The 13,590-nt window shown below is 62.5% G+C and carries 16 protein-coding genes; 10 read left to right on the top strand and 6 right to left on the bottom strand.

The window, feature by feature from the left end:
- On the top strand, window positions 1-121 hold a 121-nt coding region (locus KGA81_RS27785; protein WP_141228961.1), incomplete at its 5' end, for a transposase.
- Window positions 122-131: 10 nt separating this feature from the next.
- On the opposite strand, the gene thpR is transcribed toward KGA81_RS27785, so the two are convergent.
- Complete coding sequence (gene thpR, locus KGA81_RS27780; protein ID WP_223550480.1) at window positions 132-674, bottom strand: RNA 2',3'-cyclic phosphodiesterase; 543 nt, start codon at window positions 672-674, stop codon at window positions 132-134.
- Window positions 675-796: 122 nt separating this feature from the next.
- Here thpR and KGA81_RS27775 point away from each other — a divergent pair, with 122 nt between their 5' ends.
- A complete protein-coding gene (locus tag KGA81_RS27775) occupies window positions 797-991 on the top strand; it encodes a hypothetical protein (protein ID WP_223550478.1) in 195 nt (64 codons plus the stop codon).
- A gap of 14 nt (window positions 992-1,005) precedes the next feature.
- On the opposite strand, the gene KGA81_RS27770 is transcribed toward KGA81_RS27775, so the two are convergent.
- Together KGA81_RS27770 and KGA81_RS27765 are read right to left on the bottom strand one after the other, a co-directional pair.
- Window positions 1,006-1,359: a DUF1428 domain-containing protein gene (locus KGA81_RS27770; protein WP_223550476.1), complete on the bottom strand. Its 354-nt coding sequence runs from the start codon at window positions 1,357-1,359 to the stop codon at window positions 1,006-1,008.
- Between the two features lie 17 nt (window positions 1,360-1,376).
- The gene (locus tag KGA81_RS27765; protein WP_223550474.1) at window positions 1,377-2,441 is read right to left on the bottom strand and encodes a hypothetical protein; all 1,065 of its coding nucleotides are present in this window, start codon (window positions 2,439-2,441) and stop codon (window positions 1,377-1,379) included.
- Between the two features lie 320 nt (window positions 2,442-2,761).
- On the opposite strand from KGA81_RS27765, the gene KGA81_RS27760 reads away from it, so the two are divergent.
- Complete coding sequence (locus KGA81_RS27760; protein ID WP_223550472.1) at window positions 2,762-3,022, top strand: hypothetical protein; 261 nt, start codon at window positions 2,762-2,764, stop codon at window positions 3,020-3,022.
- Window positions 3,023-3,059: 37 nt separating this feature from the next.
- Here KGA81_RS27760 and KGA81_RS27755 read toward each other — a convergent pair whose 3' ends face one another.
- A complete protein-coding gene (locus KGA81_RS27755; protein ID WP_223550470.1) occupies window positions 3,060-3,296 on the bottom strand; it encodes a hypothetical protein in 237 nt (78 codons plus the stop codon).
- A gap of 179 nt (window positions 3,297-3,475) precedes the next feature.
- Here KGA81_RS27755 and KGA81_RS27750 point away from each other — a divergent pair, with 179 nt between their 5' ends.
- The 6 genes from KGA81_RS27750 (at window position 3,476) to yghX (ending at window position 10,708) form a co-directional block, all read left to right on the top strand.
- Window positions 3,476-5,239, top strand: coding sequence for an L-lactate permease (locus tag KGA81_RS27750; RefSeq protein ID WP_223550467.1), 1,764 nt, complete (start codon window positions 3,476-3,478; stop codon window positions 5,237-5,239).
- Between the two features lie 227 nt (window positions 5,240-5,466).
- Window positions 5,467-6,966, top strand: coding sequence for a glycolate oxidase subunit GlcD (glcD, locus tag KGA81_RS27745; RefSeq protein ID WP_223550465.1), 1,500 nt, complete (start codon window positions 5,467-5,469; stop codon window positions 6,964-6,966).
- Complete coding sequence (gene glcE, locus KGA81_RS27740; RefSeq protein WP_223550462.1) at window positions 6,966-8,030, top strand: glycolate oxidase subunit GlcE; 1,065 nt, start codon at window positions 6,966-6,968, stop codon at window positions 8,028-8,030. Before glcD ends, glcE begins: the two co-directional genes overlap by 1 nt.
- 3 nt (window positions 8,031-8,033) lie before the next feature.
- On the top strand, window positions 8,034-9,251 hold the full coding sequence (gene glcF / locus KGA81_RS27735; RefSeq protein ID WP_223550459.1) for a glycolate oxidase subunit GlcF: 1,218 nt from the start codon (window positions 8,034-8,036) through the stop codon (window positions 9,249-9,251).
- A gap of 19 nt (window positions 9,252-9,270) precedes the next feature.
- Window positions 9,271-9,672 (top strand): heme-binding protein, encoded by a 402-nt coding sequence (locus tag KGA81_RS27730; RefSeq protein WP_223550457.1) that lies wholly within the window; start codon window positions 9,271-9,273, stop codon window positions 9,670-9,672.
- A 148-nt stretch (window positions 9,673-9,820) separates the two neighbouring features.
- A complete protein-coding gene (yghX, locus tag KGA81_RS27725) occupies window positions 9,821-10,708 on the top strand; it encodes a YghX family hydrolase (protein ID WP_223550455.1) in 888 nt (295 codons plus the stop codon).
- Window positions 10,709-10,823: 115 nt separating this feature from the next.
- Here yghX and KGA81_RS27720 read toward each other — a convergent pair whose 3' ends face one another.
- Complete coding sequence (locus KGA81_RS27720; protein WP_223550453.1) at window positions 10,824-11,477, bottom strand: peroxiredoxin; 654 nt, start codon at window positions 11,475-11,477, stop codon at window positions 10,824-10,826.
- Between the two features lie 123 nt (window positions 11,478-11,600).
- Window positions 11,601-12,545 carry an aldo/keto reductase gene (locus KGA81_RS27715; protein ID WP_223550451.1) on the bottom strand — a complete coding sequence of 315 codons (945 nt, stop codon included), beginning with the start codon at window positions 12,543-12,545 and terminating at the stop codon, window positions 11,601-11,603.
- A gap of 130 nt (window positions 12,546-12,675) precedes the next feature.
- Between KGA81_RS27715 and KGA81_RS27710 the strand changes: the two genes are divergently transcribed.
- Entirely contained in the window at window positions 12,676-13,464 is a 789-nt protein-coding gene (locus KGA81_RS27710) for an alpha/beta hydrolase (RefSeq protein WP_223550449.1), read from the top strand.
- Window positions 13,465-13,590: the final 126 nt, after the last annotated feature.

The raw sequence follows: 13,590 nt of genomic DNA, 5'->3' as shown, positions 1-13,590 counted from the left end.
TACGGGCCAGCTGGAAGGCATCAACAATCGAATCAAGGTCATTAAGCGGATGGCGTACGGTTACCGGGACAGCGAATTCTTTTTCATGAAGATCAAGAGCGTCTTTCCCGGTAATCCGTGAAGAACCTTTTTTATTGGGGATCGATCAACGGCCATTCGGCCAGCGCCCGATAACGGCCCTTGTGGGATTCGAACAGGGTGAATCGGTCGGCACGCAGGAAGAATTCAGGCGGTGTCGCGGACTCCGGCACCGGCGCCCGATACTGCCGTGCCAGGGTCAGGTGCGGACGGTATTCCCTGGGTGCTTGCTCCAGCCCGAACGGCAACATCGCCTGTTCCAGGGCATACACCAGGCGCAGCAATGCCGGGGACGCCTGCTGCGGCGCGAGCACCAGCGCCCCTGCCCTGCGCCACACGTCCAGCCGATCCAGCACCACCGTCAAGCGCTCGCCCGGGGTACGGATGGACGCAGCAGCGGCGCAGAGCTCGGCGATCTGCGCCACACCCACTGCGCCCAAAAATTTCAGCGTCAGGTGAAAGTTATCCGCTGGCACCGGCCGTCCGCTGCGCAGTTGCAGCGCACTGCGCCATTGTGCGATATCCCGGCGCAGGGCCGGGGCGCAGTTCAGCGCAAAGAACAGGCGTTTGAACGGCTCGCGGGTTTCGTCGTTCATGCCGGGCACCTCGTGGGAAGACTGCCTGAGTGTACTCAACACTCGCGTGCCGGCCAGCGCATTTCTGGCGCCGTGCGGCAGGCGCGTTATAGTTTTAGCATCCCGCAATACCGGAGGGGGCCATGCGACAGATCATCAGCAAAGAGCCATGGTGGGCCACGCCACCCGAGCCAGGTCAGGATGAACTCAAGCTGGAATGGGGCTGGCTGGTGCATTACAACGAAGGTGAGCCGCGCTTCGAGTTCATCCACGAGCGGCCGACGGACGACGAGATCCGCCAGCGCAAGAGTTGCAGGATCACCCCGCCGCCGGAGTGATCCCACTTGCGGCATCAGGCCTGGAGCAGTACTTCGAACCCACCGTAGACCATGCGCTGGCCATCGAAGGGCATCGGATTGACGTTCGGCTGCATGCGCGGGTCTTGCATCATCTTGTCCATCCCGGCATTTCGGGTGGCCTTGTCCGGCCAGATGATCCAGCCAAAGGCCACGGTTTCGTCTTCCTTGAGCTTCACTGCCAACGGGAACGAGGTGACCTTGCCTGGCGGCACGTCTTCGCCCCAGCATTCGACCACGCTCAAGGCACCGTTTTCCTTGAAGATCGAGGCGGCGATTTCGGCGTGTTTAATGTATTGCTGACGGTTGGCGGTGGGTACGGCAGCGATAAAACCATCGACGTAAGACATGAGTTTTTCTCCTTGGGTCATGGGGTGTGCTGCAGGTTAGTCGGTTGCGCGGGCGTCCGATCGACAGTGCCGGCGCTCAAACCGACCGGCGGTTGTGCGCTGCCGCCCAGGCTGCCTTCGATCTGCGCCGCCATGGAAAGCGTGGCGGCCATGACGCCGCTGGTCGGGCTCTGCACCAGTTTGATCCAGGCCTTGTCGAAGGTATTGCCCAGGCTACGGCGAATCAGCGCCTCGCTATCGGGCCGGTCAAAGGCCTGGATGAATGCGCGAATGCCCGCCACCCCTAGCGTGATCAAGCCACCGGCCAGTTTCCCGGTCGCTGCGGCCACGGCGCTGGCGGCCCCGCGCGGGGCCATCTCGGCTTCCATCCGCCGGCTGGCGCGCCTGGCCACCGGCGCCATCGCGGTGTCGGTCGAGCCCACTCCCTTGTCGCCACCGGCCTTATGGACTTTGTCGATCAGCGCGGCGAAGGCCGGCAAGGAGTTCAGCGGTTCGGTGTGTACGACCTGGTACAACGAGGCGTCCCTCGTCGGCGGAGGCCCAAGGGCGATGGCCGGGACTTTCTGGATGCGCCCGTTGAGCTGGGCCATCGGCACGCCGTGGCGGTCGGAGATTTTCTGCAGCTCTTCCTTGAGGATGTCGACATAGAACGCCGCTGCCAGACTGAGAATCGCATCGGGATCGATTTCCACGGCCGCCGGGGCCAGGACCTTCTCCTGATAGGCTTCGAGCAGGTACGCCGCCAGGCGTTTTTCCACGGCGTCCTGCTCACCCTTGGCGCTGATGGTGTACCAGCTGACCTTCATCGACAGCCATTCCTGGGTCCAGTAACTGCTGAACCACGGTATGAAATTCTGTTCGGTCAATTCATAGACCCGTGTGCGCCAGTAATCCATGGCGCCGCGGGCGTAGATTCTGCTCTGCTCGGTGGCAGCCTGCGACGCGGTAACGATCTCCCGGTCCACTTGTTGCCAGGTGCTTGCAGGAATGGTGACCGGTGTGACTTCCACCGGCGCACGCGGCGGTGTGGCGCACCCTGCCAACACCACCAGCACGGCAACGATCAGCGAACGCAGGCTCACGATGGCGGCTTCCTGCAGTTGGCACCGGGCGAAATGCCCGGCACGCGAAACCTTCCGTTTCAGTATAGGTGGCGGTGTCCCGGAGCCCGCGAAAGAGCCCGCATCAACAGTGAAAAAAACACCATCACTCGCATCGATAATCACCATCGCCGCGATTGCCTTCCGTTTGATGGCCGTCAGCGTAGGATCGATCCCAAGCCAACACGAAACCCCGAATCGGAGGGGGACATCATGCTGATCCATTTGCTGACCTGCCTGGCTCTGACGGCTTTCACTTTGAGCGTATTTTCCTGGTACGTCCTGAGCGAGGAGCAAACATCATGATTCCCACGGTCACCCTCGCCGTACGCTTCCCGGTGTTCGGCAACAATTTCTACGCACAGAAATTCGAGTCACGTAAAAAGTTGACTCTGCTGTTCGACGAGAAGTTCGAGGCGTTGCTGATCCCCGCAGCCGATCATCACTTCAGCAACGAAGTGGTCGGGCTCAATGATCAGTTCCGTTTCTTGAATGACGTGCTGGTCGGGCATCTGCTGGATGTAGAAGTGGCAAAAGGCTCGGCCCGTTCGTTCGGGTTCTGACAGCGACCGCCGGTCGCCGGGCACGGACGGCAACCGCTCACAGCGTTCGCTGGCTATTGCCGATCCCCTTGGCAATATCGATCCCCCAATCCATCGCCGCTTCCATGTCCAGCATGTGCGGCCGCGGGTCATGGTTTTCATCGATGACGGTGCCGTCCGGCCAATAGACACCGATGAACATGCCCAACGAACCGTCCTTCAATATCTCGGCTTTGACCTTGATGCTGCATCCGTTCGATAGCGTTTCCTTGTGCTCCATATGGCGCTCGGTCATGACTGCATTGCTCCCCTGACTGAATTCAAACCCTATTGGCCATGCTAGCTCAGCCCTCCGGAGCGCGCCGATTGGCAGGACCGGAGGCCAGCCCTGACAGCGGCGCAATGCCACCTATACTCAAATCCACCTCCCTTCAGGGGACCTGCACGTTCAACAATAAAAAGCAGAGGTGGAACATGGTCTGGCAGCAAGTCTACGATCCGTTCGGTAACCCGGTGCTTTCTACACTCATGGCGGCTGTGCCGGTGGTGGTGATGTTGGCGTCCCTGGCGTTTTTCCATGTCAAGGCGCACCTGGCGGCGTTGCTCGCCCTGGCCTCGGCCTTACTGATCGCGATCTTCGCCTTCGGCATGCCGGCGAACATGGCAGGTACCGCGGCGCTGTTCGGTGCAGCCAACGGTCTGCTGCCGATTGGCTGGATTGTGTTGAACATCATCTTCCTGCACCGCCTGACCACCGAGAACGGCTCGTTCAAGGTCTTGCAAGACTCCCTGGCGCGCATCACCGATGACCGGCGCCTGCAATTACTCCTGATCGCTTTCTGCTTCGGTGCGTTTTTCGAAGGCGCGGCCGGTTTCGGTACGCCGGTGGCGGTGACCGGGGCAATTCTGATCGGGCTGGGTTTTTCGCCGCTCGCCGCTTCAGGGCTGGCGCTGATCGCCAACACCGCCCCCGTGGCGTTCGGCGCCCTCGGCACGCCGATCATCACCCTGGCCAGGGTGACCGGGCTGGACGAAATGGAGCTGTCGATGATGGTCGGCCGACAGTTGCCATTCTTTTCGGTGCTGGTGCCATTCTGGCTGATCTGGGCCTTTGCCGGCTGGCGCAAGATGCTGGAAATCTGGCCGGCGATCCTGGTGGCCGGGGTCAGTTTTGCCGTGCCGCAGTTCCTGGTGTCCAACTATCACGGGCCGATGCTGGTGGACGTGATCGCCGCACTGATTTCCATGGCCTGCCTGGCCGGCTTCCTCAGGGTCTGGAAACCGGCCACCGTGCACACCTCCGCGGCGCTGTCCGGCCGGGTCGACAACTCGAAGATCGACGCCGAGCACGACGAAAAGCCTGTACCGACTGCAACCTTCGCCGACGAGGCAAAACCGGCGGTGATGCGCGCATGGATGCCGTGGATCATCCTCACCGTCTTCGTGTTCATCTGGGGCACGCAAGGCTTCAAGAACACCTTCGACACCCGCCCTGCCATCGACCCGCAAACCAGTGCCGCCAAGCTCGACCCTCAGGGCAAACCGATGCGCGAGGCCAACCCGGTGTTCGCGCCGGTCCTGACCTTCACCACCCTGCACTTGCAGGTCGAGAAAGTCCCTCCCGTGGTGCCCGCGCCGAAAACCGAAGAGGCGGTGTACAAGTTCACCTGGTTCACCGCCACCGGCAGCGGCATTCTGCTGGCGGCGATTGTCGGCGGCTTGCTGATGGGGTACTCGATACCACAACTGATTCGTCAGTACCTGCGCACCTTGTGGGTGGTGCGCTACTCGCTGACCACCATTGCGGCGATGCTCGCGCTGGGCTTCCTCACGCGCTACTCGGGCCTGGATGCGACCATGGGCCTGGCCTTCGCCGCGACGGGCATCTTCTATCCGATGTTCGGTACCTTGCTCGGCTGGCTCGGCGTAGCGTTGACCGGTTCGGACACGGCTTCCAACGTGCTGTTCGGCGGCTTGCAACGGGTGACGTCCGAGCAGTTGGGCATGAGCCCGGTGTTGATGGCCGCCGCCAACAGCTCCGGCGGGGTCATGGGCAAGATGGTCGATGCCCAGTCGATCGTGGTCGCCTCCACCGCCACCCGCTGGTACGGCCATGAAGGGGAAATCCTGCGCTACGTGTTCTTCCACTCGATTGTGCTGGCGATCCTGGTCGGCGGGCTGGTGACGCTGCAGGCCTATGTCGCGCCGTTCAGCCACATGGTGGTAGGCGGACATTGAGTCGAGTACAAGCGTAATTCTGCGTAAACCTGATCCTCTGTGGGAGCGAGCTTGCTCGCGATGACTGTGTCACATTCGACAGAGATGTCGACTGAGCCACCGCTATCGCGAGCAAGCTCGCTCCCACAGTGGGCGGTGGTACGTCGAGCAGACAACGATCCCATGGACAGTCGGCTGTATCGGGCCAATGATTAAGGTCAGTGGCCTCCAGCGAGAATCGTGACCCCATGAACATTCTCTACGATGAACGCGTTGACGGCGCCCTGCCCGACGTCGACAAACAGGCGCTGTTGCACGCCCTGCAAACCCGCTTGCCGAATCTGGAAATCCTGCACCAGCAGGAGGAACTCAGGCCCTACGAATGCGACGGACTGTCGGCCTATCGCACCACGCCGATGCTGGTGGTGCTGCCCCGCTATATCGACGAAGTGCAAGGGGTACTGCGCGTCTGCCATGAGCGGCACGTCCCCGTGGTAGCCCGTGGCGCGGGCACCGGTTTGTCCGGCGGGGCACTGCCCCTGGAGAAAGGCGTGCTGCTGGTAATGGCGCGCTTCAACAACATCCTGGGCATCGACCCCGCCGCCCGTACCGCACGGGTTCAGCCCGGTGTACGCAATCTGGCGATTTCCCAGGCGGCGGCACCGTTCGGCCTGTATTACGCGCCGGACCCTTCCTCGCAAATCGCCTGCTCCATCGGCGGCAACGTCGCGGAAAATGCCGGTGGCGTGCATTGCCTGAAGTACGGTCTGACGGTGCACAACGTGCTCAAGGTCGACATCCTCACCATCGATGGCGAGCACCTGAGCCTGGGCTCCAACGCCCTCGACGCCCCCGGTTTCGACCTGCTGGCGCTGTTCACCGGCTCCGAAGGCCTGCTCGGGGTGATCACCGAAGTCACGGTCAAGCTGCTGCCCAAACCGCAGACCGCCAAAGTGCTGCTGGCAGCGTTCAATTCCGTGGAAAAAGCCGGGCGCGCCGTTGGCGACATCATCGCCGCCGGCATCATCCCCGGTGGCCTGGAAATGATGGACAACCTGGCCATCCGCGCCGCCGAGGACTTCATCCACGCCGGTTATCCGGTGGACGCCCAGGCCATTTTGCTGTGCGAACTCGATGGCGTCGAAGCCGACGTCAGCGATGACTGCGAGCGGGTGCGCCAGGTGCTGCAACAGGCCGGCGCCATCGAACTGCGCCAGGCCAGGGACGAAGCCGAACGCGTGCGTTTCTGGGCCGGACGCAAGAATGCCTTCCCGGCGGTGGGCCGCCTCTCGCCGGACTATTACTGCATGGACGGCACCATCCCCCGTCGCGAACTGCCCGGCGTGCTGCACGCCATCGCCGAACTCTCGAACGAGTACGGCCTGCGGGTGGCCAACGTGTTCCATGCCGGCGACGGCAACATGCATCCGCTGATTCTGTTCGACGCCAATCAACCCGGTGAGCTGGACCGCGCCGAAGCCCTGGGCGGCAAGATTCTGGAGTTGTGCGTGAAAGTCGGCGGCAGTATCACCGGTGAACACGGCGTGGGTCGCGAGAAAATCAATCAGATGTGCGCACAGTTCAACAGCGATGAGCTGACCCTGTTCCATGCCATCAAAGCCGCCTTCGATCCGAGCGGCCTGCTCAACCCCGGCAAGAACATCCCGACCCTGCACCGCTGCGCCGAATTCGGTGCCATGCACGTGCATGGCGGTCAACTGCCCTTCCCTGAGCTGGAGCGTTTCTGATGCACGGCCCTGCAGATTTCGATGACAGCCCGTCACTGCTGGAACAGGTCAATCAGGCGCTGGAAAACGCTACGCCGTTGCGCATTCAGGGATCCAACAGCAAGGCCTTCCTGGGGCGCACCACGGCCGGGGAAATTCTCGATACCCGTGCGCACCGGGGCATCGTCAGTTACGACCCGACTGAACTTGTGATCACCGTCCGCTGCGGCACACCGTTGTCCGAACTGGCGCAAGTGCTGGACGCCGCGCAACAGATGCTGCCCTGTGAGCCACCGTCCTTTGGCGATGGCGCCACCGTCGGCGGCATGATCGCCTGTGGGCTGTCCGGGCCACGGCGCCCGTGGGTCGGTTCGGTGCGGGACTTCATTCTTGGCACGCGGGTCATCACCGGGCAAGGCAAGCTGTTGCGCTTCGGTGGCGAGGTGATGAAAAACGTCGCCGGCTACGACCTGTCACGCCTGATGGCCGGCAGTTACGGCAGCCTCGGGCTGATCACCGAAGTCTCGCTCAAGGTGCTGCCAAAACCCCGGCAAGCCTTGAGCATCAGCCTGGAAATGGACGCCGAGCGGGCCTTGTTGCGCCTGGCGGAATGGGGCCAGCAGCCGCTGCCGATCAGCGCCGCCTGTCACGACGGTTCACGCCTGCACCTGCGGCTTGAGGGCGGTGAGGGATCGGTGGCGGCAGCCCATGAGCGCCTCGGTGGCGAGCAACTGGACGCTGGCTGGTGGGACGATCTCAACGAACAGCGCTTGGGTTTCTTCGATGAAGACCAGCCGCTTTGGCGCCTGTCCCTGCCGCACAACACGCCGTGCCTGTCGCTGCCGGGTCGCCAATTGATCGACTGGGGAGGCGCCCAGCGCTGGCTGAAATCCGATGCCGACGCGGCGTTCATCCGCCAGGTGGTCGACGAGGTCGGCGGCCATGCCACCTGCTTCAGCCACGACCTGACCGACACCCCGTTCCATCCGCTGCCGCCAGCACTGATGCGTTATCACCGCAACCTGAAGCAGCAACTCGATCCACGGGGCATCTTCAACCCCGGACGCCTGTACGCGGAGCTTTGAACCATGCAGACGACCTTGAGTGAAAGCGCCAGCCAGCTGCCCCGCGCCGCAGAAGCCGAAAGCATCCTGCGCACCTGCGTGCACTGCGGCTTCTGCAATGCCACGTGCCCGACCTATCAATTGCTCGGCGATGAACTGGACGGACCGCGGGGGCGCATCTACCTGATCAAGCAAGTGCTGGAAGGCAACGACGTCACGCAAAAGACCCAGCAGCACCTGGATCGCTGCCTGTCGTGCCGCAACTGCGAAACCACCTGCCCGTCGGGCGTCGATTACCACAACCTGCTGGACATCGGTCGCGCGGTGGTCGATGCGGCGGTGCCGCGCCCGCTCGGTCAGCGTCTGTTGCGCGAGGGGTTGCGGCAGACCGTGCCCCATCCAGAACTGTTCAAGAGCCTGGTCAATAGCGGTCAGGTGTTCCGCGCGCTGCTGCCCGGCACCCTGCAAAGCAAGTTGCCGCGCAATGTCTACCCGGCCAAGCCGCGGCCCATGACCCTGCGTGAGCGTCAGGTGCTGATGCTTGAAGGTTGCGTGCAACCCAGCCTGTCGCCCAACACCAATGCCGCGGCGGCGCGGGTGCTGGACCGGTTGGGGATCAGTGTCATCGCAGCCCGCGAAGCCGGTTGCTGCGGCGCCGTGGACTACCACCTTGGCGCCCAGGTCGCCGGCCTCGATCGTGCCCGGCGCAACATCGACGCGTGGTGGCCGGGCATCGAAAAAGGTGCCGAAGCGATTGTGCAGACGGCCAGCGGTTGCGGCGCCTTCATCAAGGATTACGGCCATCTGCTCGCCAGCGACCCGGTCTATGCCGACAAGGCAAAAAAGGTCAGCGCGCTGGCCCGGGACCTGGTGGAAGTGTTGCGCGACGAGCCACTGGAAAAACTTGGCATCCACGCCTCCCAACGCCTGGCCTTCCATTGTCCCTGCACCTTGCAGCACGGACAGAAACTCGGCGGTGCCGTGGAAGCGCTGCTGACCGGACTCGGTTTCAACCTGACACCCGTCCCCGACGGGCACCTGTGCTGCGGCTCGGCGGGCACTTATTCGCTGACCCAGCCCGAACTGTCGCGGCAGTTGCGCGACAACAAGCTCAACGCCCTGGAAAGCGGCCATCCCGAGGTGATTGTCACGGCCAACATCGGCTGCCAGACGCACCTCGACGGCGCGGGCCGAACCCCGGTGCGGCACTGGATCGAACTGGTCGAAGCCGCCCTGCCTTAACCCAATTCCGGAGATGCCCATGAACAGCAAAGCCGTCCTGAGCCAGACCGAAGTCAGCCAGATCATCAAAGCCGCCCGCGCCGAAGCACAGGCCAATCAGTGGGCCGTGACCATCGTGGTAGTCGATGACGGCGGCCACCCGCTGGCCCTCGAACGCCTCGACGGCTGCGCGCCGAGCAGCGCGTACATCGCCACCGAAAAGGCGCGCACCTCGGCCCTCGGGCGGCGTGAAACGAAAAGCTATGAGGACATGGTCAACGCCGGGCGCTACGCGTTCCTGTCAGCACCGTTGCTGACTTCACTTGAGGGGGGCGTGCCGATCGTTTTCGATGGCCAGGTGATTGGCGCTGTCGGTGTCTCTGGCGTCAAGCCCGAGCAGGATGCGCAAGTGGCCAAGGCCGGGGTGCAGTGCGTGAAATGATGCTTTGGGATCACCCTGGATCCCTGTAGGAGCGGGCTTGCCCGCGAAGACGGCGGCACATCCGATACTTTTGTGCCAGACACACCGCTTTCGCGGGCAAGCCCGCTCCTACAGGGGGCGTGTTGAACCAGACGAGAGGAGCCGTATCATGAACCGCCTCACTGCCAAAGACTTTGCCCCCGAACTGCTGGAACTGTACGACTACTACGCCCACGGCATGATCAACCGCCGGGAGTTTCTCGATCGCGCGGCGTTGTTCACCTTCGGCGGATTGACCGCTGGAGCCCTGCTCGCCGCGCTAAGCCCCAACTATGCGCTGGCCGAGCAGGTCGAGTTCACCGATCCGGACATTGTTCCCGAATACATCACCTACCCGTCGCCCAAGGGTCACGGCCAGGTTCGCGGTTATCTGGTGCGTCCGGCCAAGGCCACCGGCAAGGTTGCGGCGGTGGTGGTCGTGCACGAAAATCGCGGGCTCAACCCCTACATCGAAGACGTGGCCCGACGTCTGGCCAAGGCCGGTTTCATCGCCCTCGCCCCTGACGGCCTGAGTTCGGTCGGCGGTTATCCCGGCAATGACGACAAGGGCCGCGAACTTCAGGCCACGGTCGACCCGGAAAAGCTGATGAACGACTTTTTCGCCGCCGTCGAGTGGATGATGAAACACCCCGCCGCCACTGGAAAAGTCGGCATCACCGGGTTCTGCTACGGCGGTGGCGTGACCAATGCCGCTGCCGTGGCCTATCCGGAACTGGGGGCCGCCGTATCGTTTTATGGCCGTCAGCCAACGGCCGAGGAAGTGCCACGGATCAGGGCACCGGTGATGCTGCACTACGGCGAACTGGATACGCGGATCAACGAAGGCTGGCCGGCCTATGAGAAAGCGTTGAAGGCCGGGGGCAAGACCTATGTGGCCTACTTTTATCCGGGCTGCAATCATGGCTTTCACAATGATTCGACGCCGCGCTATGACGAGGCGGCGGCGAAGCTGGCGTGGGAACGGACGTTGGGGTGGTTTCGCAAGTATCTGGTTTGACCAAAATTTGAGGCCGGCAGGACCGGCCTCTTCGCGGGCAAGCCCGCTCCTACAGGGGATTGGTGAACCTGTAGGAGCGGGCTTGCCCGCGAAGGCGATCTCAAGGCTGCCACGATTACTTCGGCTGAGCCACCGTCCGCAGATACGGCTTCAGGGTCTTGAAGCCATTCGGGTATTTCTTCTTCGCGTCTTCGTCAGACACCGAGGTCGGGATGATCACGTCTTCACCCGGCCGCCAGTTCACTGGCGTGGCGACGGTGTGTTTGGCGTTCAATTGCAGGGAATCGAGCAGGCGCAGCACTTCATCGAAGTTGCGCCCGGCGCTCATCGGGTAGATCAGCATGGCCTTAACCTTCTTGTCCGGGCCGACGATGAACACCGAACGCACCGTGGCGTTGTCCGCTGCCGTGCGCGCGCCGCCGCTGGCATTGGGATGGATCATGTCGTAGAGCTTGGCCACCACCAGGTTTTCGTCGCCGATCAGCGGATAGTTGACCGCCGCACCCTGGGTCTCGGCGATGTCACCGACCCAGCGGTTGTGGTCACTGACCGGGTCGACGCTGAGGCCGATGATCTTGGTGTTGCGCTTGTCGAATTCCGGCTTGAGTTTGGCCAGGTAGCCCAGCTCGGTGGTGCACACCGGGGTGAAATCCTTGGGATGGGAAAACAGGATGGCCCACCCGTCGCCGATCCATTGGTGAAAGTTGAGGGTGCCTTCGGTGGTGTCAGCGGTGAAATCCGGTGCTTCATCGCCAATACGGATAGCCATGTTCGATCTCCTTGCTGTGATGGACAGGGACGCCGTCAGGGCAGCGAATACGCTTTCAACGGCATGGACGCGAGACATTATAGGATAGGTTCCGGCACACGCCCGCCTGCGTTGGGTGAGTCGCTAGCCCACCAGCGCAATCAGTTGCTGACGCTGGGCGTCGGTCAGCATCGGGCCGAAACCGGCCTGGGCATTTTCCGCCATGTAGCGCGGGTTGCCGGTGCCCGGAATCACGCAGGTCACCGCCGAATGCGACAGCAGGAACTTCAGCGCCAGTTGCGGCCAGGTCTTGACCCCGACTTGCGCCGCCCAGCCTGGCAACGGCTTATCCTTCAGCCTGGCCAGCAGGCCGCCTCCGCCGAACGGCCGGTTGCAGATCACCGCTACCCCACGCTCACGGCACAACGGCAGCAGGCGATTTTCGACTGTGCGATCATCCAGGGCGTAGTTGATCTGCAAAAAGTCCAGTGGCTCGGCCTTGAGTACCGCTTCCACTTCTTCATAGGCCGATGCGGTGTAATGGGTGATGCCGATATAACGAATACGCCCTTTTTCCTTCCAGTGGCGCAGGGTCGGCAAGTGCGTCTGCCAGTCCAGCAGGTTGTGGATCTGCATCAGGTCGATCCGGTGGGTCTGCAACAGGGCGAAGGATTGCTCCATCTGCGCGATGCCTTCTTCGCGGCCCCGGGTCCACACTTTGGTGGCGAGGAACGCCGGTGAGCGTGGCTCATGGATCGACAGCAACTCACCGACGGTCTGTTCGGCGCGACCGTACATCGGCGAGCTGTCGATCAACTTGCCACCCTTGTCGAACAACGCATCGAGCACCGCGGGCAAGTCTTTGTAGCCCGGTTGCGCAGGCTCGACATCGAATCCGCGATAAGTGCCCAGCCCTACGATCGGCAAGGACTCGTTACTGGAAGGAATGGCCCGGGTCTGCATGGTCTTGCCTCCTGTTCCCGTCGACGACGCGGGTTGCGCGACCGCCGAACCAAACGTGAAGACCGCCGAAGCACCGGCAGCCAGCGTGAGTATTGCTCTACGGGTGTAACCCTCAGGATGGCTCATAAAACGCTTCTCACCAGTCGCACGGGTTCGGCCCGCTGAATCGACAATCCGGATAATCCGCACCAGCGGTCGATTGACTACACTCAGGATGCCTTGCGGCGCCAGCCACTTTCACTCCCCCGAGCAGTCAATGCCGCCCACTAACGTTAGTCGAATGTCACGCACCCTGGTGTTACTCGTCGTCATCGTCGCTGCGTTGTACCTGGCGCTGTGCGTGGCGCTGTTCGTGTTCCAGCGGGCACTGATTTATTACCCGCAACCGCGTACCGTCGGTAGTGCCGAGACACTGCTCACCCTGCCGATCGCCGACGCGCAGGTGCTGGTCTCCACCCGACCTCACGAAGGTCCCAACGCGCTGATTTATTTCGGCGGCAATGCCGAAGACGTCTCGCGCAACCTGCCCGGGTTCACCCAAGCGTTCCCTGACTACGCACTGTATCTGCTGCATTACCGCGGCTACGGCGGCAGTTCCGGCGCGCCTTGCGAAGAAGCCATTGCCCGCGATGCCATGAAGTTGTTCGATCTGGTGCATGCCACCCATCCGCATGTGGCGGTGGTCGGGCGCAGCCTGGGTTCCGGGGTTGCCGTGCGCCTTGCCAGCGAACGCCCGGCCGCGCGACTGGTGCTGATCACGCCCTACAACAGCCTCGAAGAGCTGGCTGCCCGTCAGTTACGCTGGTTTCCGGTGCACTGGTTGTTGAAGGACAAATACCAGTCCTGGCGCTACGCCGCCCGCATCACGGTGCCGACTCGGCTGATTGCCGCCGAGCACGACGAAGTGATTCCGCGACCGAGCACCGAGCGCTTGTATACACACTTCGCCAAAGGCGTGGCGTCACTGCAGGTGATACCGGGGACGGGGCATAACTCGATCGGCGACAGCCCTGAATACCTCAAGGCGCTGGGGGACGGGTTGTAACGGCAACACTGGACTTTGTGGCGAGGGGGCTTGCCATGACCGTTAATCCGAGAATTCGCCAGCGCCCAATAAAAACATATTTTTATGTCTATATTGATATTGTCGAACGTTTCCACTCTCAGAGGG

Source organism: Pseudomonas sp. A-B-19, from assembly GCF_019947515.1.
Taxonomy (GTDB): domain Bacteria; phylum Pseudomonadota; class Gammaproteobacteria; order Pseudomonadales; family Pseudomonadaceae; genus Aquipseudomonas.
This window is presented reverse-complemented; position numbering and strand designations above follow the sequence as displayed.